Annotated in this window: 25 protein-coding genes and 2 pseudogenes; 12 read left to right on the forward strand and 15 right to left on the reverse strand. The window is 67.6% G+C overall.

The annotated features are described in order from the left end of the window. Positions 1 to 271 precede the first annotated feature (271 nt). The 5 genes from E0E30_RS01035 to E0E30_RS01055 all read left to right on the forward strand — a co-directional run bounded on the left by E0E30_RS01035 (position 272) and on the right by E0E30_RS01055 (position 4,959). On the forward strand, positions 272 to 1,759 hold the full coding sequence (locus tag E0E30_RS01035; RefSeq protein WP_130864706.1) for a methylmalonyl-CoA carboxytransferase subunit 5S: 1,488 nt from the start codon (positions 272 to 274) through the stop codon (positions 1,757 to 1,759). Between the two features lie 15 nt (positions 1,760 to 1,774). Continuing rightward, complete coding sequence (locus E0E30_RS01040) at positions 1,775 to 3,349, forward strand: acyl-CoA carboxylase subunit beta (protein WP_130864707.1); 1,575 nt, start codon at positions 1,775 to 1,777, stop codon at positions 3,347 to 3,349. A gap of 12 nt (positions 3,350 to 3,361) precedes the next feature. Continuing rightward, entirely contained in the window at positions 3,362 to 3,607 is a 246-nt protein-coding gene (locus E0E30_RS01045; protein ID WP_130864708.1) for a hypothetical protein, read from the forward strand. A 15-nt stretch (positions 3,608 to 3,622) separates the two neighbouring features. Then, positions 3,623 to 3,988 (forward strand): biotin/lipoyl-containing protein, encoded by a 366-nt coding sequence (locus E0E30_RS01050; protein WP_130864709.1) that lies wholly within the window; start codon positions 3,623 to 3,625, stop codon positions 3,986 to 3,988. Positions 3,989 to 4,182: 194 nt separating this feature from the next. Continuing rightward, positions 4,183 to 4,959 carry a type IV toxin-antitoxin system AbiEi family antitoxin domain-containing protein gene (locus tag E0E30_RS01055; protein ID WP_130864710.1) on the forward strand — a complete coding sequence of 259 codons (777 nt, stop codon included), beginning with the start codon at positions 4,183 to 4,185 and terminating at the stop codon, positions 4,957 to 4,959. On the opposite strand, the gene E0E30_RS01060 is transcribed toward E0E30_RS01055, so the two are convergent. The 3 genes from E0E30_RS01060 to E0E30_RS01070 all read right to left on the reverse strand — a co-directional run bounded on the left by E0E30_RS01060 (position 4,941) and on the right by E0E30_RS01070 (position 7,739). Then, positions 4,941 to 5,678 (reverse strand): SDR family NAD(P)-dependent oxidoreductase, encoded by a 738-nt coding sequence (locus tag E0E30_RS01060; protein ID WP_130864711.1) that lies wholly within the window; start codon positions 5,676 to 5,678, stop codon positions 4,941 to 4,943. The genes E0E30_RS01055 and E0E30_RS01060 overlap by 19 nt on opposite strands. 116 nt (positions 5,679 to 5,794) lie before the next feature. Next, positions 5,795 to 7,468 (reverse strand): phosphoenolpyruvate--protein phosphotransferase, encoded by a 1,674-nt coding sequence (gene ptsP, locus E0E30_RS01065; RefSeq protein ID WP_130864712.1) that lies wholly within the window; start codon positions 7,466 to 7,468, stop codon positions 5,795 to 5,797. 4 nt (positions 7,469 to 7,472) lie between these two features. Then, entirely contained in the window at positions 7,473 to 7,739 is a 267-nt protein-coding gene (locus tag E0E30_RS01070) for an HPr family phosphocarrier protein (protein ID WP_130864713.1), read from the reverse strand. 143 nt (positions 7,740 to 7,882) lie between these two features. Between E0E30_RS01070 and E0E30_RS01075 the strand changes: the two genes are divergently transcribed. Further along, entirely contained in the window at positions 7,883 to 8,632 is a 750-nt protein-coding gene (locus E0E30_RS01075) for a phosphoglyceromutase (RefSeq protein ID WP_130864714.1), read from the forward strand. A gap of 180 nt (positions 8,633 to 8,812) precedes the next feature. Continuing rightward, positions 8,813 to 9,133, forward strand: coding sequence for a DUF2853 family protein (locus tag E0E30_RS01080; RefSeq protein WP_130864715.1), 321 nt, complete (start codon positions 8,813 to 8,815; stop codon positions 9,131 to 9,133). Positions 9,134 to 9,239: 106 nt separating this feature from the next. On the opposite strand, the gene E0E30_RS01085 is transcribed toward E0E30_RS01080, so the two are convergent. Both E0E30_RS01085 and phoU read right to left on the reverse strand, forming a co-directional pair. Next, on the reverse strand, positions 9,240 to 10,310 hold the full coding sequence (locus tag E0E30_RS01085; RefSeq protein WP_130864716.1) for a polysaccharide deacetylase family protein: 1,071 nt from the start codon (positions 10,308 to 10,310) through the stop codon (positions 9,240 to 9,242). 271 nt (positions 10,311 to 10,581) lie between these two features. Next, complete coding sequence (gene phoU / locus E0E30_RS01090; RefSeq protein WP_130864717.1) at positions 10,582 to 11,250, reverse strand: phosphate signaling complex protein PhoU; 669 nt, start codon at positions 11,248 to 11,250, stop codon at positions 10,582 to 10,584. Between the two features lie 163 nt (positions 11,251 to 11,413). On the opposite strand from phoU, the gene E0E30_RS01095 reads away from it, so the two are divergent. Both E0E30_RS01095 and E0E30_RS01100 read left to right on the forward strand, forming a co-directional pair. Continuing rightward, positions 11,414 to 12,607: a sensor histidine kinase gene (locus E0E30_RS01095; protein ID WP_130866662.1), complete on the forward strand. Its 1,194-nt coding sequence runs from the start codon at positions 11,414 to 11,416 to the stop codon at positions 12,605 to 12,607. After that, on the forward strand, positions 12,604 to 13,281 hold the full coding sequence (locus E0E30_RS01100) for a response regulator transcription factor (RefSeq protein ID WP_130864718.1): 678 nt from the start codon (positions 12,604 to 12,606) through the stop codon (positions 13,279 to 13,281). Before E0E30_RS01095 ends, E0E30_RS01100 begins: the two co-directional genes overlap by 4 nt. A gap of 43 nt (positions 13,282 to 13,324) precedes the next feature. Here E0E30_RS01100 and E0E30_RS01105 read toward each other — a convergent pair whose 3' ends face one another. Next, entirely contained in the window at positions 13,325 to 13,885 is a 561-nt protein-coding gene (locus E0E30_RS01105) for a hypothetical protein (RefSeq protein ID WP_130864719.1), read from the reverse strand. 287 nt (positions 13,886 to 14,172) lie between these two features. Here E0E30_RS01105 and E0E30_RS01110 point away from each other — a divergent pair, with 287 nt between their 5' ends. Continuing rightward, positions 14,173 to 14,658, forward strand: coding sequence for a CarD family transcriptional regulator (locus E0E30_RS01110; RefSeq protein ID WP_130864720.1), 486 nt, complete (start codon positions 14,173 to 14,175; stop codon positions 14,656 to 14,658). Positions 14,659 to 14,736: 78 nt separating this feature from the next. Here the strand turns inward: E0E30_RS01110 and E0E30_RS01115 are convergent, their stop codons facing one another. The 9 genes and pseudogenes from E0E30_RS01115 to E0E30_RS01155 all read right to left on the reverse strand — a co-directional run bounded on the left by E0E30_RS01115 (position 14,737) and on the right by E0E30_RS01155 (position 25,034). Then, positions 14,737 to 15,606 (reverse strand): zinc-binding dehydrogenase, encoded by an 870-nt coding sequence (locus E0E30_RS01115; protein WP_130864721.1) that lies wholly within the window; start codon positions 15,604 to 15,606, stop codon positions 14,737 to 14,739. Positions 15,607 to 15,795: 189 nt separating this feature from the next. Continuing rightward, the gene (locus E0E30_RS01120; protein ID WP_342588102.1) at positions 15,796 to 16,755 is read right to left on the reverse strand and encodes a ribokinase; all 960 of its coding nucleotides are present in this window, start codon (positions 16,753 to 16,755) and stop codon (positions 15,796 to 15,798) included. Between the two features lie 85 nt (positions 16,756 to 16,840). After that, entirely contained in the window at positions 16,841 to 17,257 is a 417-nt protein-coding gene (locus E0E30_RS01125; protein ID WP_130864722.1) for an RbsD/FucU family protein, read from the reverse strand. A 1-nt stretch (position 17,258) separates the two neighbouring features. Next, positions 17,259 to 18,488 (reverse strand): S-methyl-5-thioribose kinase, encoded by a 1,230-nt coding sequence (mtnK, locus tag E0E30_RS01130; RefSeq protein WP_130864723.1) that lies wholly within the window; start codon positions 18,486 to 18,488, stop codon positions 17,259 to 17,261. A 78-nt stretch (positions 18,489 to 18,566) separates the two neighbouring features. After that, on the reverse strand, positions 18,567 to 19,640 hold the full coding sequence (locus E0E30_RS01135) for an ABC transporter permease (protein WP_210115745.1): 1,074 nt from the start codon (positions 19,638 to 19,640) through the stop codon (positions 18,567 to 18,569). After that, positions 19,633 to 21,168: a sugar ABC transporter ATP-binding protein gene (locus E0E30_RS01140; protein WP_210115746.1), complete on the reverse strand. Its 1,536-nt coding sequence runs from the start codon at positions 21,166 to 21,168 to the stop codon at positions 19,633 to 19,635. Before E0E30_RS01140 ends, E0E30_RS01135 begins: the two co-directional genes overlap by 8 nt. 62 nt (positions 21,169 to 21,230) lie before the next feature. Beyond that, the gene (locus tag E0E30_RS01145; protein WP_130864724.1) at positions 21,231 to 22,343 is read right to left on the reverse strand and encodes a substrate-binding domain-containing protein; all 1,113 of its coding nucleotides are present in this window, start codon (positions 22,341 to 22,343) and stop codon (positions 21,231 to 21,233) included. A 42-nt stretch (positions 22,344 to 22,385) separates the two neighbouring features. Beyond that, positions 22,386 to 23,423 carry an S-methyl-5-thioribose-1-phosphate isomerase gene (mtnA, locus tag E0E30_RS01150; RefSeq protein WP_130864725.1) on the reverse strand — a complete coding sequence of 346 codons (1,038 nt, stop codon included), beginning with the start codon at positions 23,421 to 23,423 and terminating at the stop codon, positions 22,386 to 22,388. Between the two features lie 368 nt (positions 23,424 to 23,791). Then, positions 23,792 to 25,034: pseudogene (locus E0E30_RS01155) on the reverse strand (IS3 family transposase). On the opposite strand from E0E30_RS01155, the gene E0E30_RS01160 reads away from it, so the two are divergent. Next, positions 24,930 to 26,279, forward strand: coding sequence for an IS110 family RNA-guided transposase (locus tag E0E30_RS01160; RefSeq protein ID WP_459348727.1), 1,350 nt, complete (start codon positions 24,930 to 24,932; stop codon positions 26,277 to 26,279). The pseudogene E0E30_RS01155 and the gene E0E30_RS01160 overlap by 105 nt on opposite strands. Positions 26,280 to 26,292: 13 nt before the next feature. Next, positions 26,293 to 26,484, forward strand: a pseudogene (locus E0E30_RS01165) (integrase core domain-containing protein); the annotation flags it as partial. Positions 26,485 to 26,630: the final 146 nt, after the last annotated feature.

Genomic DNA, 26,630 nt, shown 5'->3' on the forward strand with positions numbered 1-26,630 from the left:
GGGCAGCCCCGTGCCGGGCGCCGTGGCAGGGCGGTGCCGGGGATTGATGTCGGGATTTTCCCCCCAGCCAAGAAGTGTTCCCCTCCAGGGGAACGATCTCGATCTGGGGGGACTTTCCTGACAGTGCCTCCGTGAGCTCTCGGGCCCGACCGTGCCCGATCCCTGCCGCACCGTGAACGGACGCGCGACTGAACGCCGTTCAATCCTGCACAAGCCTGCAACTGGGACCCCCGCGGCTGACGGAGGGTCCGACGAGTGCAAGGATTGGGGCATGAGTCCGCGAAAGATTGGCGTCACCGAGCTCGTCCTCCGCGACGCGCACCAGAGCCTGCTTGCCACCCGCATGTCCATGGAGGACATGGTCGACGCTTGCGCCGACATCGATGCAGCCGGTTACTGGTCCGTCGAGTGCTGGGGCGGGGCCACCTTCGATTCCTGCATCCGATTCCTCAACGAGGATCCTTGGGAGCGTCTGCGCACGTTCCGCAAGCTCATGCCCAACTCGCGCCTGCAGATGCTGCTGCGCGGCCAGAACCTCCTGGGCTACCGCCACTACAACGACGAGGTCGTCGACAAGTTCGTCGAGAAGTCGGCCGAGAACGGCATGGACGTCTTCCGTGTCTTCGACGCCCTCAACGACCCGCGCAACCTCGAGCACGCCATGGCTGCCGTCAAGCGCGTCGGCAAGCACGCCCAGGGCACCATCTGCTACACGACCTCCCCGATCCACACCCCGGAGAGCTTCGTCAAGCAGGCCGACACCCTCGTCAACATGGGTGCCGACTCCATCGCCTTCAAGGACATGGCCGCCCTGCTCAAGCCGCAGCCCGCCTTCGACATCATCAAGGGCATCAAGGAGAACCACCCGGACGTGCAGATCAACCTGCACTGCCACTCCACGACGGGTGTCACCCTCGTCACCCTGCAGAAGGCCATCGAGGCCGGGGTCGACGTCGTCGACACCGCGATCTCCTCGCTCTCCCTCGGCCCGGGCCACAACCCCACCGAGTCCCTCGTCGAGATGCTCGAGGGCACCGAGTACACGACCGGCCTCGACATGGAGCGGCTCATCAAGATCCGCGACCACTTCAAGAAGGTCCGCCCGAAGTACAAGAAGTTCGAGTCGAAGACCCTCGTCAACACGAACATCTTCCAGTCCCAGATCCCCGGCGGCATGCTCTCCAACATGGAGTCGCAGCTCGTCGCCCAGGGCGCTGGCGACCGGATGGACGAGGTCATGCGTGAGGTCCCCAGGGTCCGCGAGGACGCCGGGTTCCCGCCGCTGGTGACCCCCTCGTCGCAGATCGTCGGCACCCAGGCCGTCTTCAACGTCCTCATGGGGCGCTACAAGACCCTCACCGCCGAGTTCGCCGACCTCATGCTCGGCTACTACGGCAAGCCGATCGGTGACCTCAAGCCGGAGCTCATCGAGCAGGCCCAGAAGCAGACCGGCAAGGAGCCGATCACCTGCCGCCCGGCCGACACCCTCAAGCCCGAGTGGGACGGCCTGGTCGAGCAGGCCAAGTCGCTCGAGGGCTTCGACGGGTCCGACGAGGACGTCCTCACCAACGCCCTCTTCCCGGGAGTCGCCCCGAAGTTCTTCAAGGAGCGCCCGCAGGGACCCAAGAGCGTCGCGATGAGCGAGGCCCAGCTCAAGGCCGAGGCCGAGGGCAGCGGGTCGACGGCCCTGTCCGGCCCGGTCAACTACACCGTGAGCGTCGGTGGCCGCAGCCACGACGTCACCGTCGAGCCCGCGTGAGGATGACTGCCCATCATGGCTGACAAGAAGACCATCAAGCTCGCCGACACCATGGAGGGTCGTGTCGAGCAGCTGGCCCAGGAGCGTCACCGCATCGAACTCGGTGGTGGTGAGGCCCGCCAGGCCAAGCAGCGCGAGAAGGGCAAGCAGACCGCTCGCGAGCGCATCGACAACCTCGTCGACGCCTACTCCTTCGACGAGGTCGGGGCGTTCCGCAAGCACCGCACCACCCTCTTCGGGATGGATGCGGCCGATGTCCCGGCCGACGGTGTCGTCACCGGCGCTGCGACCATCGGCGGGCGTCCCGTCCACGTGGCCTCCCAGGACTTCACCGTCATGGGTGGGTCGGCCGGCGAGACCCAGTCGACCAAGGTCGTCGAGACGATGGAGCAGTCCCTGCTCACCGGAACGCCGTTCCTCTTCTTCTACGACTCGGGCGGCGCCCGGATCCAGGAGGGCATCGACTCGCTGTCTGGCTACGGCAAGATGTTCTACGCGAACGTCAAGCTGTCCGGCGTCGTGCCGCAGATCGCCATCATCGCCGGCCCCTGCGCCGGTGGCGCCTCGTACTCCCCGGCGCTGACCGACTACATCATCATGACCCGGCAGGCCCAGATGTTCATCACGGGCCCGAACGTCATCAAGTCGGTCACCGGTGAGGAGGTCACCGCCGAGGATCTCGGTGGCCCGGACGCCCACATGTCGACCTCCGGCAACATCCACTTCGTGGCCGAGGACGACGACGCCGCGGTGCTCATCGCCAAGAAGCTGCTGAGCTTCCTGCCGCAGAACAACACCGAGGACGCCGCCATCGTCAACCCGAACAACGACGTCTCCCCGGATGCGTCGTTGCGTGAGGTGGTGCCGCTCGACGGCAACAAGGCCTACGACATCCGCGACGTCATCGCGAAGATCGTCGACTGGGGCGACTACCTCGAGGTCAAGGCCGGCTGGGCGACGAACATCGTCACCGCCTTCGCCCGGGTCAACGGTCGTACCGTCGGCATCGTCGCGAACCAGCCGAAGGTCATGGCCGGATCGCTGGATATCAACGCCTCCGACAAGGCCGCCGAGTTCATCACCTTCTGTGACGCGTTCAACATCCCGCTCGTCCAGCTGGTCGACGTCCCCGGCTTCCTGCCCGGCGTCCAGCAGGAGTACGGCGGCATCATCCGCCACGGCGCGAAGATGCTCTACGCCTACTCCGAGGCCACCGTCCCGAAGATCACCGTGGTGCTGCGCAAGGCCTACGGCGGCTCCTACCTGGCCATGTGCAACCGTGACCTGGGTGCCGACGCCGTCTTCGCCTGGCCGACCGCCGAGATCGCCGTCATGGGTGCCGCCGGTGCCGCGAACGTCATCTTCCGCCGCGAGATCAAGGCCTCGGAGGACCCGGCCGCGACCCGCGCCGAGAAGATCGACGAGTACCAGAACGCGTTCAACACGCCCTACGTGGCTGCTGCTCGCGGGCAGGTCGACGACGTCATCGACCCGGCCGACACCCGCCGCAAGATCGCTGCCGCCCTGGAGATGTACGCGACCAAGCGTCAGCCCCGTCCGGCCAAGAAGCACGGCGTCATGCCCTGCTGAGTGGAGGAAGAGATGACTGACAACGACAAGGATCGCGTCATCGAGTCGCTCCAGAGGCGACTCAACGCCCTCGAGGCCGAGGTGGGACGACTCCGCTCGTCCAGCCCCGGCGTCCCCGAGGACGTCCTGGTGGCCATCAGCGCCGCTGTGTCGGCGTACCTAGGGAACGACGGCAAGGTCCAGGCCGTTCGCTTCGCCCCGTCGGAGAACTGGACCCGTCAGGGTCGCAGGGCTCTGCAGAACCATTCGATTCGTTGACCCGGAGAAACTGACATGAAGCTCAAGGTGACCGTCAACGGCGTCGCGTACGACGTGGACGTCGATGTCGACAAGACCCCGAACGCCCCCATGGCCCCCATCCTCTTCGGTGGTGGCTCCGGCCCGGCCCTCAAGCCGTCGGCCGGTGGTGGCGCCAAGGCCGGCGCTGGCGAGGTCCCGGCCCCGCTCGCCGGTACCGTCGCGAAGATCCTCTGCAAGGAGGGTGACGCCGTCAAGGCCGGCGACGTCCTCCTCACGCTCGAGGCCATGAAGATGGAGACCGAGATCAACGCCCCTGCCGACGGCAAGGTGACGAAGATCCTCGTCGCCGTCGGGGACGCCGTCCAGGGCGGGCAGGGCCTCGTGGCCGTCGAGTCCTGAGACTCGCAGTTCTACACGAGTCCTGAGACTCGCAGTTCTACACGAGTCCTGAGGACTCGCCGTCCTACACGAGTCCTCACACGGCAAGATCCACGTCGGGCCGGAACCCTCGGGTTCCGGCCCGACGTGCCGTCCTGGCGATCCGCGGCCGAAGCTGCTGCGAGCCGTGACCCGGTCGATGAAAGCATGCGCCCATGGAGGGTGTGGACGCCGTCACGGTCGACGAGCACGTGCGCCGGCTCGACGCCGTCCTGGCGACCCTCGCCCCGCCGGTCGTGGTGAGTCACCTCTCGGCGGCCGTGCTCCACGGATTCGACGTCGACCCACTGCCGCTCGACAGGGTCTGGGTCACCCGGCCTCCCGGCCACCGGGCGCCCATGAGGCGCCACCTCGTCACCCGGGCGTGCCAGATCGAACGGGACGAGACCGTCCTCGTCGACGGCCGGCTGGTCACCATCCCCGAGCGCACCGTGCTCGACCTGGCCCGGGAGTTCGACTTCCTGCCGGCGGTGGCCGTGGCCGACTCGGCGCTGCGTCACGGGGCGGACCGCCAGCTCATGTCCGACCTCGTCGAGCGGGGTGCTCGTCGTCGCGGCAACGCCAAGGCCAAATCGGTGCTGGCCACCGCCGACGGGCGGTCCCGCGGAGCGGCCTCCTCGATGATGAGGGTGCTCCTGGTGCGGCACGGCTGCCCGCCTCCCGACCTGGACGCCGCCCTCACCGACGCCCAAGGCCGACCGGTGGGTCGCTTCGACTTCCTGTGGTCGCGCGAGCACGTCGTCGGGCAGGTGGACGACACCACGACCGGGGAGCCGGGCAGGATCGCCCGGGTGCGGTCCTGTGGATTCGAGCTGGTGCGGTTCGGAAGCCGTGACATCGAGCGGCCCGAGGCCGCCGCGGCGCGGACCCTGAGATGCCTGGCTCGGGGGCGGGCCCGGTGGGGGAGAGCTGACTACCGGCCCTCGCGATGAACCTTGTGGTTCGCGGCCTGGGCGACCGGACGCACGACGAGCCGGTCGATGTTGACGTGGGCCGGCAGACCCGCGATCCACCGGACGCACTCGGCGATGTCCTCGGCGACGAGGGGTTCGGCGACCCCGGCGTAGACGGCGTCGGCCGTGGCCCGGTCGCCGTGGAACCGCACGAGCGAGAACTCGTCGGTGCGCACCATGCCCGGTGACACCTCGCACACCCGCACCGGCCGTCCGCACAGCTCGAGGCGCAGCGACCCGACGAGGGCCCGCTCCGCCGACTTGGCGGCGCAGTACCCGGCACCTCCCTCGTAGGAGGCCTCGGCGGCGGTCGAGGTGATGAAGATCGCGGTGCCGTGACCGGCGTCGAGGGCGGGCAGCAGCGCCTTGGTGACCCGTCCGGCTCCGACGACGTTGGTGGCGTACATGGTGTCCCAGGCCGCCAGATCGGCCTGCGCGACGGGTTCCTGACCGACGGCGCCGCCGGCGTTGTTGAGCAGGAGGCCGAGCTCCGGGCCGACCTCGCGGGCCAGGTTCGCCACCGACTCGTCCGAGGTGACGTCGCAGACGACGGCCCGTCCACCGATCTCGCGAGCCAACTGGTCGATGCGGTCGGCCCTGCGGGCCGCGCAGATGACCGTCCACCCATCGTTTGCCAGGGCGCGTGCGCTGGCAGCCCCGATTCCTGAACTTGCTCCGGTGACCACTGCGGTTCTCATGGGACCATCTTGCCCCGCTCGGGCCGGGTGTGAGGCGGACCCGGTGAGGGTGGGAGCCGCAGGGACGACGAACGGGCCCCCGCATCGCGAAGGCCCGTCCGGTCCGTGGTGGGCGGTCAGCCGATGAGCACCTCGACGGCGTCGTCGGCCAGGTCGAGGGCCGCCTTTCGGGCCTCCTCCGGGGTCGGTGCGGCCACGGCGGCCCGGGCGATGGCCCGGCACTGCTCGAGGCTGTGCAGGGCCAGTGAGGCCTTGACCGCGGTGATCTTCCCGGCGGCCATCGACAGCGACCGTACCCCGAGCCCGACGAGCACCAGGGCGAGCAGCGGGTCGCCGGCGGCCTCGCCGCAGACGCCGATGAGACGGTCCCCGGCACCCTGGCAGGTCGCCTCGATGAGCTGGATGACGGCCGGCTGCCACGGCGTGAGGAGCTCGGCTAGCTCGCCCTGGAGGCGGTCGGCGGCCATCGAGTACTGGGTGAGGTCGTTGGTGCCGATGGAGGCGAAGTCGACCGGTGCGAGCACCTGGGACGAGCGCAGGGCCGCCGAGGGCACCTCGACCATGATGCCGACGGTCCTGATGCCGGCAGCGCGGGCGCGCTCGGCGAACCATGCGGACTCCACCGGGGTGGCGACCATGGGGGCCATGACGTAGGGATCGCGTCCGGTCCGGGTGGCGGCCTCGGCCAGCGCGGCCAGCTGGGTGTCGATGAGGTCGGTGCGCACCTGCGACAGACGCAGGCCGCGTCGACCCAGGGCCGGGTTCTCCTCGGGTCCGAGGTCGGCGAAGGCCAGCGGCTTGTCGGCCCCGGCGTCGAGGGTGCGGAAGACGACCTTGGAGCCGGCCTCGAAGGTCTCGAGCACCTTGGCGTAGGCGTCGACCTGCTCCTCCTTGGTCGGGGCGTCCTGACGCTCGAGGAAGAGGAACTCGGTGCGGAACAGGCCGATGCCCTCGGCGCCCTTCTTCTTCGCGGCAGGGGCGTCGGCGGGGTTGCCGATGTTGGCCAGGGTGAGGATCCGGGTGCCGTCGGACAGCGTCGCCTCCCCGGTGGGGGCGGCGTCGAGCACCTGTTGACGGCGTCCGGCCCGCTCGGCGAGCTTGGCGACGGTGGCCTCGTCCGGCTCGACGAGGACCGTCCCGGAGACACCGTCGAGGGCCAGCGGGGTGCCCGACTCGACGCCACGGACGTCGGGGCACCGGACGACGGCGGGGATGCCGATCTGGGCGGCGAGGATGGCCGTGTGGCTCGTCGGGCCGCCGGCAGCCGTCACCAGACCGCGCACCAGGGTGGGGTCGAGGGTGGCGGTGTCGGCCGGGGCGAGGTCCTCGGCGACGAGGATGACCGGCGAGTCGAAGGCCGGGACGCCGGGCTCGGGAAGCCCCTGGAGGACGGCCAGGGCCCGGTCGCGGACGTTGCGCAGGTCGGTGACGCGCTCGGCCAGGTAGCCGCCGGCGGCGGTGAGCTGGGCGCAGAACTCGTCGAAGGCGCCCCACAGGGCGTGCGCGGGGCCGTCTCCGGCCTCCAGATGGGTGCGGACGGACCCTGCCAGACCGGGGTCGCGGGCCATCATCGCGGTGGCCATGAGGACGTCGATCGCGGAGGGATCGGCCTCGAGGGCGCGGGCGTCGAGGCGGTCGGCGACCTTGTTGAGGGACGCCGTCACCGCCTCGAGATCGGTGTCGAGGTCGCCCTTGGGATCGCGTGACGGAAGTCCGGGGGCGGGGGCCACGAGCAGTGCAGGGGCCTGACCGACGCCCGCCGAGACGCCCAGTCCGGTGAGGGTCCGCATGGGATCAGGCCTCCGGATCGGACTCGAGGCTGGCCACGAGCGCGTCGAGGACGGCGTCGGCACCCTCGCCCTCGGCCGACAGCTCTACGACGTCGCCGTGCTTGACCCCCAGACCCATGACCGACAGGATGGAGCGGGCGTCGACGGCGGGCTGGCCGGGTCGTCCGATGGTGACGGCCAGACCGGACTTGGCGGCAGCCTGGACGAACATCGCGGCGGGGCGGGCGTGCAGACCGCTGGCGGCGGCGATGGTGGCGGTGCGAGTGGGCATGGGAACTCCTCCGTGGGGTCGAATCGTCACGGACGACGATAACTCAGGGATGCCTCGGTTGTGTGCCCGACCCCCGATGTGCTCACTTGCGCGCGAGCTGCCCGGGCGGAACCCGTGCCTCGGGCGGCCGGTAGGGTGGAGCCATGACATCCAAGCTCATCCTCCTCCGCCACGGCGAGAGCGAGTGGAACTCCAAGAACCTCTTCACGGGGTGGGTGGACGTCGACCTCAACGAGAAGGGCGAGGGCGAGGCCCGTCACGCGGCCGAGCTGCTCTCGCAGGAGAACCTCCTGCCCGACGTCGTCCACACCTCGCTGCTGCGCCGCGCGATCCACACCGCCTACCTCGCCCTCGACGGGTGCGATCGGCACTGGATCCCCGTCCACCGGTCCTGGCGACTCAACGAGCGTCACTACGGTGCGCTCCAGGGCCTCAACAAGGCCGAGACGAAGGCCAAGTACGGCGACGACCAGTTCATGGCCTGGCGTCGCTCCTACGACGAGCCGCCGCCCGTCATCGACAAGGACGGGCAGTGGAGCCAGTTCAACGACCCGCGGTACGCCGACATCCCCGAGGACGAGCGCCCGCTCACCGAGTGCCTCAAGGACGTCGTCGCCCGCATGGTGCCGTACTTCGAGTCGTCCATCGCCGAGGACCTCAGGGCCGGCCGTACCGTGCTCGTCGCCGCCCACGGCAACTCCCTGCGTGCCCTCGTCAAGCATCTCGACGGGATCAGCGACGACGACATCGCCGCCCTCAACATCCCCACGGGCATCCCGCTCTTCTACGACCTGGACGACGACCTCAAGCCGGTCACCAGGGGTGGACGGTACCTCGACCCGGAGGCTGCGGCCGCCGGCGCCAAGGCCGTCGCCAACCAGGGCAACAAGTGAGTCGCTGAGTCCCTCGGCGCGCCCGGGACCCCGACCTCTCGAGGGCCGGGGTCCCGGGCGTCCGGGCCTGTCGGCGCGAGACCGGAGCACTCGGATCGTTTTGCCCCGCCGGTGCCGTCGGCCGCGCTAGTGTCCCCTCAGGGGCCGCCGAGGGAGCGGTCACGACGTCAGGAGATTCCCATGGCTGTGGACTGGGCCGCCGACATCAAGAAGCATGTTCCCGACGCCGACGAGGGCGCCATCGCCGGCATCGTGCGGCACTGCGGTATCGCCCTGCAGAGTCAGGACGCCTCGATGGTCTCGTTCGGTGACGAGGCCGAGCTCGACCGGGTGCGCAAGAAGTTCATCGGCAAGAAGCTCGGCGTCACCGACGAGGCCCAGGCCGAGGAGGCCCTCAAGGCCGTCGGCGACAAGCTCAAGGGAGCCACCCGCAAGTACCGCCCGACGGTCTACTACCTGCTCGCCGATCACTTCGGCAAGCTCTCGCTGTTCACCAAGTGACCTTGACGTCCTGACGCTCGGCCGGTCGAGCGGACGACGATGCGGCGCCCTCCGGACAGGAGGGCGCCGCATCGTGTTCCCGGGTCGGGCGGCCCGTATCGCCGACTCAGGCGATGACGCCGAGCTCGTATCCCTGCGACTTGAGGTACTTCACCATGGCCGGCACGGCTTTGGCGGTGATCTTCTTGTCGGGGGCGTCGTGGTTGAGGATGACCAGGACGTTCGGCGTGCCGTACTCGGCGGCGGTCGACTTGATGTTGGCGACGGCCTCGTCGACGCTCGTCAGCGGCTTGCCCTCGGCGTCCTTGGACAGCGAGTTCCAGTCGATCCACGACATGTGACGCTCGGTCATCGCCGGGTCGGCCTTCTTCCAGCCGTTCCACGACATGTGCCCGCCGGGGTTGCGGATCGCTCCGGTGGTGTAGCCCGACCCGATGACCGAGCGCATCTGGGCCACGGCGTAGTCGATGTCGCAGCCGATGTGGCTGGCCGAGGCCCAGCGGCCCGGGTAGAGGTAGTTGTAGTCGTGGCTGAAGGAGTGGACGGCGATGGCATTGCCGTCGGCGAGGATCTCGTTGAGCAGTGACTTGTCGACGCCGACCTCCTCGCGCGAGATGTTGAAGAAGGTGGCGTGACCGCCGGTGGCCTTGAGCCCGGCGAGCACCTCGGAGGTGCGGTCGCTGGGGCCGTCGTCGAAGGTGAGGAAGGCGATCTTCTTGTTCTTCGGCTGGGTGCTCGGTTCGAGCATCCACCGGTGGACGGTGGCCGCCGGGTAGGCGTAGGAGTCCGCGGTGGTGCCGTGGTTGGTGCCGGGTTCCAGGGCGGGAAGGTTCGGTACGACGGTCCCAGTGGCCTTGAGCGGCGTCCCCTGGGCAGGCGGAGTGGGGCAGCTGGGCTGGGTGACGGGCTGCCCGACGCCGGGGTAGCCGACGGTCTTGGTGGTCGCCGTGGGCGTGGGGGTCGGGGTGGCCGAGCTGGCCGACGTCGACGCGGACGCGGCCTTGCTCGCGGCCGACGACGTCGACCCCTTCGCGGTGGAGGTGCCGTCGACGGTGGTGGAGGCGGACTGCGAGGCGCAGCCGGAGACGGCCAGGCAGATGGCGCCGAGGGCGGCCAGGGTGCGGCGTCGGCCTCGGGCTGACAGGTCGGGTCGGCGCTGGGGGAAGATCAGGGACATGACAGAACCTCATCGGAGGGGGGTGGTCCGGTCGGACCGCGGTCAAGCATACATATCGGGTACGAAAACACCGAATCGATCGGCATGGCGGGTCGGGTCCCCTGGGGCTCTCTCGAGAGGTCGATGACACCCCTTGTCAAAGCGCTTTCGGTGGGCTGTCCGGGGGATGTGGGGCAGCTGTCCTGAGCGCCTTGTCGTCATTTCTCAGCGAATGATTCTCTTCTCAGAAAAGCGTCGGCGCAGCCTCTCTGAAGGCCTTCGCGTGGGGTTCTCAGAAGGCCTTCGGCCAGTCCTCGCCCTCGGGCGCCTCGCCGGTGACGATGTAGATGACCCGCGAACCGACCGCCACCGCGTGGTCGGCGATCCGCTCGTAGTAGCGGCCGAGCAGGGCGGTGTCGACCGCCTTCTCGACCCCGTAGGTCCAGTCGTCGCCCAGGAGCATCCGGAACTGTTCGCGTCGCAGCTCGTCCATGGAGGAGTCCTGGCTGGCGAGGTCCCGCGCGGCGTCGGCGTCACGGTCCTCCAGGGTCGAGATCGCCGTGGCGATCATCGAGTCGGCGATGGTCGCCATCTGCTCGAACTGGCGGGCCACCGGCTCGGGGGCGGCCACCTCGGGGTAGCGCAGCCGGGCGATCTTGGCGACGTGCGCGGCCAGGTCGCCCATCCGGGACAGCTCGTAGGTCATGCGGAGCACCGCGACGACCGTGCGCAGCTCGCCGGCCACCGGGGCCTGGCGGGCGAGCAGCTGGAAGGAACGCTGCTCGATCTCGTCATTGAGGGCGTCGACCTTGGCGTCATCGCTGATGACCCGCTCGGCGGTGGTGAGGTCGGCCCCTACGAGCGCCTCGGTGGCGTCGCGCACGGCGGTCCTCACGAGACCGGCCATCGTCACGATCTGCTCGGTCGTGGCGTTGAGTTCGTCGTGGTAGCTCTCGCGCATGGTGACCCTTCCCGGTCGTCGGTCCTTCCCCTGGAAGCCTAGTTTGTCGGGGAACGCCGAGACGTCACGACTCTGATCAGTTGGTGAACCCTCGGTGAACAGCCGGTGTCGCGGTTCGACCGGGCCTCCCGCGGGTGCAGAGCGGGCGGCGTCGGGCCATATGATCGGGGCCGTGTACGTGTGGTTGGCAGCGATCGGTGGGCTGGTCGTCGGGGCTGTCGTGACCTGGCTCGTCGGTCGCGCCCTCGACGAGGCCCGCCATCCCGTCGACACCCTCGCCACCGACGTCCGTCAGGCCGTCGTCGAGCCCGAGGTCAAGCGCGTCATGGCGCTGCTCAAGGGAGCCGGGGTCATCGTCGGCCCGCACGACGAGGTGCTCCACTCGACGGTCGCCGCCCGTTCCCAGTCACTCACCAGGGGCACCCGGATCGCCGACCAGGAGGTCCTCGACCTCGTACGCAGCAGCCGGGAGGACGGGGCCCAGATCACCAGCGACCTCGACCTCGATCGTGGCCCGGGGCGCACCGTCCAGCACCTCACGGTCCGGGTCGGACCCCTCGACGACCACGGCAACGTCGTCCTGCTCACCGACGACCGGGCGCCCCTGCTGCGCGCCGAACAGACCCGCCGGGACTTCGTCGCCAACATCAGCCACGAGCTCAAGACGCCCATCGGGGCGGTCGCCATCCTCTCCGAGGCCATCGAGGGGGCGGCCGACGACCCCGACTCCGTCCGTCATTTCGCCGGGCGCCTCATCGTCGAGGTCGGTCGCCTCAGTGAGCTCGTCAAGCAGATCATCAATCTCTCCCGGCTGCAGTCCGACGAGCCCCTGCTCACCCCCGAGCAGGTCGACGTCGACCGGGTGCTCAGGCTGGCCGTCGACCGCAACCGTGAGCTCGCCGGGAGCCGCGAGGTCAACCTCGTCCTGCGCACCGAGCCCGACCTCGTCGTCCTGGGTGACGCCGATCAGCTCACCGACGCCGTCTCGAACCTCGTCCACAACGCCATCGTCTACTCCGACCGGCGGGCTCGCGTGGCGGTGAGTTCGCGTCTGGTGCGCGACGTCGACCAGGACGAGGTGGAGATCGTCGTCGCCGACAACGGCATCGGAATCAGCGACGACGACCAGAAGCGGATCTTCGAACGGTTCTACCGCGTCGACTACGCCCGTAGTCGCGACAACGGAGGGACGGGCCTGGGCCTGTCCCTCGTCAAGCACATCGCCCAGGTCCATGGCGGTGCGGTGGACGTGTGGAGCAAGGTGGGGCAGGGGTCGACCTTCACCCTGTCGCTGCCGGTTCCCGAGCCCACCCCCGACGCCGAGGACGAGATCGGGATCGAGAAGGAGCAGGCATGACCCGGGTACTCATCATCGAGGACGAGGAGTCCTATCGGGAGGCCACCGCCTTCATGCTCCGCAAGGAGGGCTTCGACGTCACCGAGGCCTCCAATGGGAACGCCGGTCTGGCCGAGTTCGACCGGGTCGGGGCCGACATCGTCCTGCTCGACCTCATGATGCCCGGGATGCCCGGCACCGAGGTGTGCCGTCAGTTGCGCCAGCGCAGCGCCGTGGGGATCATCATGGTCACCGCCCGGGACTCCGAGATCGACAAGGTCGTCGGCCTCGAGCTGGGGGCCGACGACTACGTCACCAAGCCGTTCAGCCATCGTGAGCTCGTCGCCCGCATCCGGGCGGTGCTGCGTCGTGGGCAGGACGCCGAGGACGTCCCCGACATCCTCGAGGGAGCCGGGGTGCGGATGGACGTCGAGCGACACGAGGTGAGCGTCGACGGGGAACCGGTCAAACTCGCCCTCAAGGAGTTCGAGCTGCTCGAGGTGCTCCTGCGCAACGTCGGACGCGTCATGACGCGCGCCCAGCTCATCGACCGCATCTGGGGCGCCGACTACGTCGGCGACACCAAGACCCTCGACGTCCACGTCAAGCGGCTTCGCTCCAAGGTGGAACCCGATCCCTCGCATCCCTCGCACATCATCACGGTGCGCGGACTGGGCTACAAGTTCGAGGACTGAGCCCGCCGGGAGTCGATGCGTCCGCCGGGGCCGCGAGGAGGGCTCAGGACTGCGAGGAGGGGCTCGTCGTCGGCGCGGCCGAGGAGAAGTCCGGGTTGACCGACGAGACGATCGGCGTGCGCACGGTGATCGGCTCGGAATTCTTGAAGGTGAGCGTCACGCTGGCCAGCAGGCCCGGCTTGAGATCGGCGGAGGTGAGTTCGACGCCGGCGTCGGTGATGTTCGTCGACGTGCCCTGCTCCAGGGTCACCGCCACTGCCGGGGCCTGCACCGCGCTGCCCTGGTTGTCATTGGTCGCCGACAGCGGCTGGGCGCTGATCCCGGTGATCTCGTCGGTCCTGCTCGCGACGACCGAGGCGGACACCCTGGCGGCCCCGTCTCCGTCGACGAGGATGAGGTTGCTCACCTTGACGGTGTCGTTGTGCGCGTCGACCCCGGCGGCGGGGGTGTAGGAGGTGAGCACCTTGGGTTCCTGGCCGCAGGCCGTCAGCATCGTCGCGGCCAGTCCGGCCGCGGCCAACGCGGCGGCACCACGGCGGAACCGGCCCGTCGTTCCGCGCGAGGGCGTCGTGCGCCGGGTGCTCGTGGAGGTGCGGGTGCTCATCGGTGGTGGTCCTCCCCGGTCGTGGGTCGTCGTGTCAGGAACGGTGCGCTGGTCCCGTGCCGAGCTTAGCTGAAACGCCCCCCTGACGCCCGTCCGTCCGGGTCCTCGTCGGGGACTCCCGGACCCCTAGTCAGAGCGTGGACGACCGGGTCCTGGCCGGCCGGCAGGCACAGGATTGACTCGATGTCAAGGGGTGGGTATAAGGTGAAGCGGCGCGTGACTAGGCTCGATGACTACCCGGACGTCGACGTCGGTGGTAGGATGGATCCCCGGAAGGGGTTGCGTACATGACTTTCAATGTCGGCGAAACGGTTGTCTATCCCAATCACGGGGCGGCGGTCATCGAGGAACTCGAGACCCGCACCATCAAGGGCGAGGAGAAGCTCTACCTGGTCCTCCGCATCATCGGTCAGAACGATCTGGTCGTGAGGGTGCCGGCCGCCAATCTCGATCTCGTCGGCGTTCGTGACGTCGTCGACGAGCAGGGTCTGGAGAAGGTCTTCGACGTCCTTCGTCAGCCCCACGCCGAGGAGCCCACCAACTGGTCGCGTCGCTACAAGGCGAACCTCGAGAAGCTCCACAGCGGCAATGTCCTCAAGGTCGCCGAGGTCGTGCGTGACCTGTGGCGTCGCGAGCGTGACCGCGGCCTGTCGGCCGGCGAGAAGCGGATGCTCTCGAAGGCCCGCCAGATCCTCGTCTCCGAGCTGGCCCTGGCCGAGAAGGTCGCCGAGGACCGCGCCGAGGAGATGCTCGACGAGGTGCTCGCCTCCTGAGGTCCTGCTGACCACGGCACGATGCCCCGACGGGATGAACCGTCGGGGCATCGTCCTGTCCGGGGGAGTCCGGCCCGATCAGGGCACGATCGCGTACTTCGATCCGCGTCCTGCGGCCATGTCCTCCAGGGAGTCGACGAGCGCCTCGAGCGGCCGTTCCTCACTGACGAGGTCGTGGCCGTCGACGATCCCCGACGACACCAGGTCGACGGCGGTCGCCACGTGCCTGGGGGTGTGGTGGAAGACGCCCTTGATGAGGTACTCGTGGTAGTGCATGGCGGTCGTGTCCAGCGGGAACGACGCCCCCGCCTTCGTCCCCCCGAACATGATCCCGGTGCCGCCCGGGCGCAGGCTCAGCAGGTTCTGCTGCCACACCGGGGCGTACCCGGTGGCCTCGATGCCGACGTCCGCCCCGCGCCCGGCCGGAGTGCGCGCCGCGACGAGCGCGGCGTTCGACTCCGGCGTCCCGTCGGTGGGCAGCAGCACGGTCTGCTCGGCACCCATCCGGGTGGCCTGGGTGAGCCGCCACGGCGTCTGGTCGACGGCGATGACGTGGGCACCCCGCGCTGCCGACAGACGCACGAACATGAGCCCGATGGGCCCGGCTCCGTGGACGACGACGGTGTCGGCGAGCTCGATGCCGGACTCGGCCATGGCGTGGGTGACGCAGGCCAGGGGTTCCAGGGGTGCGGCTGCGGCGAAGTCGACGTGGTCGGGCAGGTGGTACGTGTTGCGGGCCGCGATCCGCGCCGGGATGACGAGTTGTTCGGCGAAGGCGCCCCAGAGGAACTCGAGGTTCTCGCAGAGGGATTCGCGTCCGATCCGGCAGGCCCAACAGTGCCCGCACGGCACGGTGTTGGCCGAGACGACCCGATCTCCCGGGGCGAACTGCGTCACCCCCTCGCCGACCGACTCGACGACCCCGGCGATCGTGCGGCCGGTGTCGATGACTTGGTGCGCGGCATCCTGCCGGTACTGCGGCTGTCACTCGTCCCCTTGGTACCGATGAGGGCATGCCGACTCGACGGAGTCAACCCCAAGCTCGATCTGTGAGGGTGCCTCCTTCCGGGCCGTGAGCGGGGCTGGGATCCTTGCCCACGGCCCGGTTTTCCCGGCAGCGGTGGTAATCTCGGCCGCTTAACGGCTCTCGGCGGATACGTCCAGCTGGTCTGGGGCCCGGATCGAAACACCTGAGTGGGAGATCAGCTGAGCTCGTCCCAGCGGGGGATTGAGTCCTGGGCCCCGGGACGCGTGACGGTGACGGCTGCAGCGTCGGTCGCTGACGCAACGGCCCGCTCGAGGCTCAAACCGCGTCCGAGCTCCGCACAGAAAACACCGCAGAAAGTGTCCCCCCGCTGCCGTCGTGTCCACGGCCTCGACCTTCCGTGCAGCCTGACGCACCACTGGTTGCCCAGCCCGGACGATTACGCTTCCCTCGGGTCCGAGGGTCATCAACACGGTGACTCCCCCGGAAGCGATCTTCTCGGCAGCCTGCCATGGGTCGTCCAGCCCAGACACCGCCCGCGCCTCGTGCTCGTTGACGACCAGGATGTCGACCAGGGCCAAGAGGTCCGCCGGCAACACCTGGGCGGGAGCCGCATTCAGAACAAAAGGCACCCCTGGATGTCGCGCAATCGCGGCCCGACGCACCACCTCCAGAGGGATCTCCAATTGCGAGAGCAGGACATCGGCCGACGCCACCACATCGAGCTGCGTCGTTGACAGCTCTGACCGGGCCATGTTCGCGCCTGAGACGACAATGATCCAGTTCTCGCCCCGCCCGTCAACCGTGATCAGTGCCAGCCCCGACGGGCCATCCACCCGCTCCAACCCTTGTACGTCGATCCCGTCGGCCTCGAGCCCGGCCCGCAAGAGTTCCCCCTCCGGATCGGTGCCCACCCACCCCACCATCGAGGTGGTCGCCCTACCGGCCCGGGCGGCACCAACGGCCTGGTTGCCTCCCTTACCTCCGGGGCTGCGTACCACCGATTGAGCCAAGAGAGTCTCGCCAGGAACCGGGTGTCTTCTGACAGTCGTTGTCAGATCCATGTTGATCGAACCGACCACGACGACTCGAGGTTCAGAAGTGTTGGTCATGCCATCCTCCGATGGGTGGGGGTGATGGCAAGGGGTCAGGGCGTTGGGAACCCAACCCCGTCTCGTCACCCCTCTCGATGATGCCTCAGCAGACGCCTTTGGTAAGCAGGTAGCAGGCGTAGGGGAGGGTTTCCCCGGTGCGGAGGGTGAGCATCGCCTCGCGAGCCGGTGCGTAGAAGTCGAGACGCTTGACGCCCTGTTCCCCGATCGGCGAAGTCTCGGCAGCTGTCCATAGCTCGCGGGCACGCGCAGTGGAGGGGGCCTCCACTCCGTCGTCGGTCAGCATGTGCCGGACGGCCGGGGTTGAGAGTGTGTCGACTGGCCAGACCGAGAAGACAGCCTGCAGCACCCGTTCGACGCCGCAACTTGGCAGTTCGATGACTCGGTCACAGCGATAAGCCGGGAAGTTCCGGTCGACGACCGCCAAGACGTCCCCGTGACCCATGCGCGCAAGTCCCGCCAGCAGTTCAGGTGTCAGCAGCGGATCAATTCCCTTGAGCATCTCACGCCGTCCGGACGGCGAGCAGGACTTCGGCTGCCAGCTTGGACAGTGCCTCGGGGGAGCGCTCGACCTCGTGCTGACGCACCAGTCGACGGGCCACCTGTAGGACGCCCCGGGCAGCACCCTCGCGCAGGTTCTCCGGCAGGGTCTGCACGTCGGTAACCTTCGCGGCCCCGACAATGCGGCGCGACATCTCCGCAGCAGCGAAGAGCCAAGCGTCCGAACGCCAGGCGAAAAGAAGGTCGTGCAGGAAGTCGTCTCCAAAGACACGCGGGTCACGTCGCTCGGGCCAGCGACGACGGAACTCAGTCTCGAGCCCTTGCCAGACCAGCGGAATCTGCTTGAGTAGCCACAGCGCCCGGTCGTCCTCCTTGAGGGCGAAGGCCCGCGAGGAGGCCAAGACGAGGTTAGCCCAGACGGCGCCGAGGTCGAAGGCTTGGGGGCCGTAGAAGGCGAACTCGGAGTCAAACACCTTGACCGAGTCGGCCTCCGTGTCGGTCGGGTCGGCCTTGCGAACCATCACCGAACCCGTGTGCAGGTCGCCGTGCAGCAAGGTCTCGGCCTTGGTGAGGAACATCCACTTGGCCCAGCCCATAGCGCGAAGCATGGCCTCGTCGGCTTGGAAGTCGGCCACGTCTGGAGCGTTGGCGTCGAGGTAGGAGTTGCGTCCGGCGTCCACCAGCGGCTCGGTGAGCACAAGGTCGTCGGTGATCAGGCAGAGCTGCGGGTTTAGCGAGCTGGCGGTCGCCTCGGCGAGCTGGTCGCGGTCGAGGGTCAGGGCCGAGGTGCCGAAGGCGCAGGCGCCCATGAAACGCCCGACGGACTCGGCGACACCGGCGTGCGCCTCGCCCTTGTTGAGGGCACTGCGCCAGACCTCGTGGTCGGACAGATCCTCCATGGCGAAGATGTAGCGGGACGGATCGTAGAAGAAGACCTTGGGCACCAGGTCGGGGACCAAGGCCCCGTGAGCCTGCAGTGACTCCACCTCGTGGCGGGCACGGTCCGGCGTCATCGGCCAGCCCTCACCCGTCATCCGGACGTAGGGCAGTGCCTGCTTGACACAGAGGCCGCGACCGTGGGAGTCCTTGACTAGAAAGACCAAGTTGAGGTTGCCGTCGCCGATCTCGCGGACGGACTCGACTCGGTCGACGTCAACGACACCGGCCACCTCAATCCGAGTGCGGAGGTAGTCGACGATGGTCGCTTCAGTGAGGAATTCGTAGTTAACCATGACCTATTCACCTTTGCTGTTTCAGGGATAGTGCGTCCGATCACCCGGGACGCAGTGCGTGAAGTTGTCGTACGGTAGTCAGGTGGCTGGGGTGTAGCGCACCTTCTTGCGCGAGATGGTGTAGGAGAAGAGCAGGGCCAGCAGCAGGACCAAGCCCTTGGCGGTGTCCTGGTAGAAGTAGGCGAAACCGTCCATCGTGAGGCCGGTCAGGACAATGCCGACGAGCAGGGCGCCGAGCAGGGTGCCCCAGGCGTTCGGCTTGTTGGCGCCGAGCACAGAGGTGCCAACAAGGGCGACGGCGACCGCCTCAAGGAGCGAGGACGCGCCGGCATTCACGTCGCCCTGGCCTATGCGGGAGACCAGGATTAGGCCGCCGATTGAGGCGAAGGTGCCGCATAAGACGTAGGCGAGTCCACGGTAGAAGCCGACTTTCACGCCGGCGAGGCGCGCAGCCTCAGGGTTGGCACCGACGGCGTACATGATTCGGCCCCACTTGGTGCGTGCCAGGAAGAACCAGACGAGGATGGTGAGCACCAGCATCATCACGACGGGGATCGGGACCGGCCCGATGCTCCCGCGGTCGATCTGAAGGAAACCGTCGGTGAACTTGCCGGGGGCTTGGGTACCGTCCTTGAGCACCATGCCGGCCGACACGGACTGGCCGTTGACCGGGATGAGCTTGGCGCCCTGAATGACGAACATCATGGCCAGCGTCGCCAGCAGGTCGGGGATCTTGCAGATGACGATGAGGAAGGCGTTGAGGAGACCGACCAATACACCGGAGAGGATGACGACGACCACGGCAGTGCTGCCGGTCATGTTATAGAAGACCATGGTCATGGCGCCCAACTGGACGGCCAGACCGGCGGTAGAACCGATGGACATGTCCATGCCGCCGACCACCATCGAGATTGTCATGCCAAGGCCGAGGATAGCGGTGACCGATGCGAACTTCAGCATTGAGAAAAGCGATCCGGAGGTGCGGAACGCGGGCTCGGTCGCGGCGAAGAAGATAAACAGCGTTACGGTGACTACGACGAAGCCATACTTGACGACGAGGTCCTGCAGTCGACCGGCGTTCGAGGTGGCGTCGCTCTGTGGCGGCGGGACGGCCACGGCACGCGTGGCTGGTGTGTTCGAGGATTCAGACACTTTCGGGGACCTCCGACATGCTCCGGACAATTTCACCGTGGCTGGTTTGGGTGGTGTAGGCGTCGAGGGTCACCTGGCCCTCGACGAGGACGATGACGCGGTCCGCGACTTCGCGGATCTCGTCGACGTCGCTGGACAGGACGATGACGCAGGCTCCCCGCTCGGCGCACTCGCGTGCCTTCGCCGACAACACGCGTCGGGCACCGATGTCGACGCCGCGGAATGGCTCATCGAGCAGGAGGACCTTCGGGTCGGCCTGCATCCAGCGCCCGACCACAGCCTTCTGCTGGTTGCCGCCCGACAGCGAGTCGACGCTCTGCTCGGGTCCGGTGGCGACTACTGCGAATTCGTCTATGACCCTCTGGGCGCGCTTGCGCTCTAGCGGGTGGCGGATGACGCTCATCGGGCTGTCCTTACCAATGAACGGGAGGCTGATCGTGCGGGCGAGCGACCACCCGGGGAACATGGCCTCCTGCGCGCGATCCTCTGGCATTAGGTAGACACCGTGACGGACGGCATCGCTGGTATGCCTTGGCGCGAAAGGCTTACCGTCGAGTTCCATGGTGCCGGCTAACAGCTTGTCCGCACCGAAGCAGGCGCGTGCGAGCTCAGACTTCCCGGCGCCGACGAGTCCCACGATGCCGGTCACCTCACCGCGTCGAAGGTCCAAGTCAAATGGCTGGGCGCGCTTGAGCAGTTGCACGCCGCGCAGGCTCAAGGCTACGGACTCGCCTCGTCGCTCCTCGATGGCCGCGGCGTCGGCAAGTACTGAGTTTCCGAGCATCGACCGGATCGCCTCTTGCAGGTCCAGCGGCTTGGTCTGGCGGTCGAGGATCTGCCCGTCGCGCAGGACCAGCAGCTCGTCGGCGAGGTTCTTGATCTCGCTCATGTGGTGGCTGACATAGAGGATGGCAACGCCTTGGTCGCGCAGGTGGCGGATGACGTCAAACAGCCGGTTGGCCTCGGCCTGGGAGAGGGTGGAGGTAGGCTCATCCAGCACGAGCACCTTCGGACGGTGGCTCAGGGCACGGGCGAGCAGGACCAGCTGGCCGTCGGCGATTCCGAGGTCGAACGCGTCAGACCTGAGCTTCGAGTCGCTCCAGTCGAGGTCGAGAGTTGAGGCGACCTCCCGCGCCTTGGGCAGCATTGAGCGGACCGAGGCCACGCGGGGGATATCACTGCGCAGGATCTCCTCGAATAACAGGTTCTCTGCGACGGTGAGGCCGGGTACTAAGTTCTCGTCGATGCGCTGGTGAACGGTCTGGATTCCGTGAGCGGCGGCGTCGTTGGGCGTGACGATCTCGACCGGACGGCCGGCGACCTCGATTGTTCCGTTGGTGCGGGAGTAGACGCCCGCGAGGATCTTGATGAGGGTCGATTTGCCGGCGCCGTTGGCGCCCAGCAGCGCCGTGATGCGCCCGGGGCGCAGGGTGAGGGAGACGCCCTTGAGAACGCGGTTCGCTCCAAAGGACATGGTAATGTCCTTGAGCGCGAGGGCAGGGATCTCGTTTTCCATCGTCTCGGTCATGGGTACTCCTACGAGGTGGTGCCCCGGGGGCGGCATCGGCCTCCCCCCGGGGGGCGGGACGATCAGAAGGTCACCTTCGGTATCCAATCGGCGCTGGACGTGTCGGAGATGTTGAGCGCGGGCTCGGCCTTGCGCAGGTCGTCCATGTTCTTGATGCCTCTTGCCTTGAGCATCTCGGCGGTGACCAGGATCGGCGGGAACTCCACGTTCTTGGTCGTCAGCTGGCCCGCCATGTCAAGGGCCAGCGTGCGAGTGACCGCAGCGCCAATCGCGTTCGGGTCGGTGGCGCCGGTGGCCTTCCACGGGCTGCCGTTAGCAGTCATGAGTTCGATGTCCGCAGTGGAGATGTCAGCGCCGTAGACCGAGACCTTGCCTTTTCGGTTGGGGTTCTGCTCGAGCGCGGACAGCGTGGCCTTGGTCAGCTCGTCATAGGGCGCGTAAATCGCGGTGACATCGGAGTTGGCCTTGAGAGCGTTGTCGACCATCGGCGCGGTGTCCGTGGCAGTAGAGGCTGTGTACTTGCCCGTCTTGAACTTCTCGGTCCAGTTGTTGGCCTTCTTGGCCGACTGCCAAACGGCGTCGCGGCGGTCGAGCGGGGCGATGCCGGCGACGTTCACGTAGCCCACGTTCTGGTTCTTGCCGACGTCCTTGAGCATCTGGGCGAGCACCAATCCCGCCATCTTGGAGTCGGACTGCTGTGTCTGGACTGCACGCGGGGCGCACTTCTGGATCTCGACGTCGTAGATGACGACCTTGATGCCTTTGTCGAGCGCCTTGTTGACGCCGGGGCACAGGGTGTCGGCGAAGCCGTGGCGTACGATGATGCCGGTGGCGCCGGAGGCGATGGCCTGGTCGAGCTGCGAGGCTTGGGTGGCATTGTCGCCTTGGGCGTCGTAGACGTCGAGCTTCATGCCCAGTGCCTCGGCCTGCTTCTTGGTGCCGTTGAGGTACTGCTGGAAGTAGTCGCCCTGGCCGGTCTGCTGCACGATGGCCACGTGCACGTTGCCCTTACTGAAGGGCGTCGGCATCGGCTTGCTGGGCGTGGAGACGGCGGCCGACGGTTGGTTGGCCGCGGCGGCCGAGCCGCTGGTGCCGCTCGAGTTGCCGCCCTGGCTGCACGCGCTGGCCGCGAGGGTGAGTGCGGCGAGGGCGACTGCGGTGATCTTCTTGGACATTCCTTGCTCCTTTACAAGAAACCCGTGGGCTGTCGCCCAGTGTCAGTCGGCGACCCGCGCCAGGAGGCGGGGGTCCGACTCGTGCGCGGGCTCGACGATCCCGCGTTCAGTCACGATCGCGCTGATGAGGTCGTGCGGTGTGACGTCGAAGGCAGGGTTGTAGCCCTTGGCCTCCCTAGGGGCGGTCCGCTGACCGCCCAGCTCCAAGACTTCTGCGTCGTCCCGGAGCTCGATGTTGATGTCCTCGCCGCTGGAGGTGTCCAAGTCGATGGTCGAGGACGGTGCGGCGACGATGAAAGGAATACCGGCCCGCTGGCACGCAAGTGCCAAGGCTACCGAACCTACCTTGTTCGCGCTGTCGCCGTTGGCGGCGATGCGGTCGGCGCCGATGATGGCGACGTCCACCAGCCCCCGCAGGATCGTGGACGATGCCGCGCCGTCCACCTGCACGACGTGCGGGATTCCGTCTTGGGTCAGCTCCCAGCTCGTGAGCCGGGCACCCTGCAGCAACGGTCGGGTCTCGTCGGCGTAGACCATCTCGATGGCCCCCCGCTCGAAGAGCTCGCGGATGATGCCATAGGCGGTGCCTTGAGCGGTGGTGGCGAGGGCACCGGTGTTGCAATGCGTGTTGACACGCACCTTTTCCTTCCCGACCTTCGCCAAGATCCAATCGGCGCCAAAGCGGGACAGTTCCTTGTTGGCGGTGGTGTCGTCGGCGACAACCTTCTTGGCGGCTTCTGTGACGACTTCCACTCCCTGCCCAACAAGGTGCCGGACCTGGTTGACCCCCCAGGCGAGGTTGATGGCGGTGGGACGGGCATCGCGGATGCGGTCGATCTCGGTCTCAAGCCGGGTATCGTCCCAACTCTCCCTTTGGGCCTGGTAAAGGGCCATTGCCACGCCGAGGGCGCCGGCTGCACCGAGGGCGGGTGCCCCGCGTACGGCGAGGTCCTTGATGGCCTTTACCAAGACGTCGACGGTGCGCACGTCGATGTACTTCTCTTCTGCCGGAAGCAGGGTCTGGTCGATGAGCCGAATCGTCGGCTGGGGGAGTTCGACCCACTCGATTGCGAGAACCATGTCACTCCTTTGAACAAGGTTGTCCGACCTCTCGCTACAAGAGTATTGGTATCTCGATTGCGATGTCAATCACCCGCCGAGACTTGCACAGCGCCCCACGTGGCCCCATGTGGCAGGCAGGGCCCGTGGCTCACATGGTGTCCCCGGGAAATGGGTGCGGCAGGCACGATGGGGTGTAAGTGGACGGGAGCTGTCGTTGGGTTCTCGAGTTGAGGTGATGAAGAAGCGAGTCACGGCGTACTGGACTGCGTCGAAGAAGGACACGGGCTGGACCCTGGACCTGATGGTCGAGGTGACGGGCTAGAGCCAGGGCCAGTCCCGCCAACAACTGCGGGCCCGGCTGGCCTGAATCGGCCCGGGTTTCGTTCCTATCGGTTTCCCTGTCCGGCGGTCGCCGGGAGGCCTGATTCGAGGTCAGCGTAGTACGCGTCCTCGATCTCGATCGGGGTGCGCATGCCGAGTTCGCCGTGCAGGCGTTGATGGTTCCACCACCACACCCATTCGAGCGTCGCGAGCTCGACCTGCTCGACGGTCCTCCAGGGGCCGCGCTGGCGGATCAGCTCGGTCTTGTAGAGGTTGTTGACCGCCTCGGCGAGGGCGTTGTCATACGAGTCCCCGACGGTTCCCGTCGAGGGTGTTGCGCCAAGCTCGACGACCCGGTCGGTGTAGACCATCGACATGTAGTTCGAGCCGTGATCGGCGTGATGGATCAGCCCGTCCAGCGGGCCGTCCGCGCCCCAGGCGGCCATGTCCAGCACTTGCAGCGGCAGCACCTCCGCGCGCAGCGTCGCCGCGACGTTCCAGCCCACGATCCGACGTGAATAGACGTCGGTGACGAACGCGACGTATGCGAAGCCCGCCCAGGTGGCCACATACGTGATGTCTGCAACCCAGAGTCGGCGCGGCGCGTCCGCAGGGAACCGCCGCTGGACGAGGTCCCGCGGTAGGGCCTGCGCCTTGTCCGGCCTGGTCGTGAACACCTTCTTCGACTTGCGAACCCCACGCACTCCCGCGAGGCGCATGAGGCGCTCGGTCTGGTCGCGGCCGATGCCCCACCCCTGCCGTTTCAGGAGAGCATGCATCTTCCGCCGCCCGTAGACGCCGTAGTTCTGCGCATGCAGCCTGGCGACCTCGGGCACCAGCAGCTCGTCGCGCAGCTGCCGGGCGGAGGCTACGCGGGTCTTCGCGGCGCGATACCCGCGGGACGTGATGAATCCCTGCACTGCCGGGCGCAGCGTCCGGCAGATGAGCTCGACCCCGAACCGCTCTCGATACTCGTCGATGAAGCGGATCATCCCGGTCAGGGCCGGTCGAGCTCCTTCGCGACAAACACGCTCGCAGCCTTGAGGATCTCATTCGCCTTTCGCAGCTCGGCCACCTCGCGGCGCAGGCGCTTGTTCTCCTCAGCGACATCGCTCGGGACACCGGGCTTCGCGCCGGCGTCGACCTCGCGCGGCGATGCCACACCCGCAGCGTCTCCGCGCTCATGCCGAGGAGCCCCGCAACATGCCGCACGGCGGACATCAGATTCGAGTGCTCACCAGAGGCCTTGGCCTCATCGAGCATCCGCAGCGCGCGCTCGCGCATCTCGGGAGAGTACTTCTGGTTCATCGTGTTCCATCCTTGCTTCAAGAACGGAACGAAACCCAGGCCGATTCACCNCAGATTCGAGTGCTCACCAGAGGCCTTGGCCTCATCGAGCATCCGCAGCGCGCGCTCGCGCATCTCGGGAGAGTACTTCTGGTTCATCGTGTTCCATCCTTGCTTCAAGAACGGAACGAAACCCAGGCCGATTCAGTCGGAGTCGAGAGCACCGGAAGTTTCGGCGCAAGCTTGGCGCGGTTCCTGACCGATCAGCAGGTCAGGGTCGTCGAGGCCAACAGCCTCAACATGATGGTCCGGCGTCGCGACGGCAAGTCCGACCGGCTCGACGCCGAACAGGTCGCCCGGGCGGTGTTGAGCCAGACATCGACCGCGATCCCGAAGAGTAAGAGCGGCATCGTCGAAGTCATCCGGACCCTGCGCGTCACTCGAACCAGCGCTGTCAAGGCCAAGACGCAGACGTTCAACACCTTGTGGGGCGTCATTATCGGCGCCCCGTCAGCCCTCCGCGACGAGCTCACCCCGCTGAGCAGGAGAACGCTGATCAAGCGCTGCCTGANCGTCACTCGAACCAGCGCTGTCAAGGCCAAGACGCAGACGTTCAACACCTTGTGGGGCGTCATTATCGGCGCCCCGTCAGCCCTCCGCGACGAGCTCACCCCGCTGAGCAGGAGAACGCTGATCAAGCGCTGCCTGACGCTGCGTCCCGAAACGACCGACCTTCTCAGCCTGGCCACAACCCCGGAACGGCTCCTGCTCGCGGGGACCAAGACCGCCCTGCGTGACCTGGCCCGCCGCTGGAAGAGCCTCGACGAAGAGATCCAACTCCTCAACCGTCAGATCGATGCCCTAGTCCGTCACGCAGCCCCCGAGCTGGTCGAGCTGCACGGCGTCGGCACCGAGATCGCCGGCCAGTTCCTGGTCACCGCCGGGGACGACAACAGCCGGATCCACAGCGAGGCAGCCTTCGCCAAGATCTGCGGCGTCGCGCCACAACCCGCCAGCAGCGGCCGCACCACCGGGCGTCACCGACTCAGCCGCGGAGGCGACCGCGCCGCCAACAGCGCCCTCTACATCGTCACCTTGGTCCGAATGCGACGCCACCAGCCCACCATCGACTACGTCCAACGCCGCACCGCCGAGGGCCTCAGCAAACGAGAGATCATCCGCTGCCTCAAGCGTTACATCGCCCGCGAGATCTACGCCAATCTGCCCCAGCAACAACCCATAGCCCTGTCCGTCGCAGCCGCTTGACAAACATAGGAGCATCGAGCGCTACAACCGGATCCTGGCCGAAGAGTTCCTCTACGCCCGCCCCTACGACAGCGAGTCCGCCCGCACCAGCGCCCTGGCCGCCTGGAACATCCACTACAACTACCATCGACCCCACACCGCCTGCCGAAACCAGCCCCCAGCCACCCCGACCGCGGCACGCGTCACCAACGTCCTGGCCGAGTATCAGTACCCCAGCTGGCTGTTCGGCCACCGGCTGCGCGAGCCGGCTTGCCCGGATTGGTGGGACCGGTGACCTCCAGTCAGGAGAACGCAGCCGTGGAATCGTTCCGGTTGACCATGCAGCGGAAACTCCTGAACCGGAACACCTGG

The organism is Acidipropionibacterium timonense, from assembly GCF_900605005.1.
Taxonomy (GTDB): domain Bacteria; phylum Actinomycetota; class Actinomycetes; order Propionibacteriales; family Propionibacteriaceae; genus Cutibacterium; species Cutibacterium timonense.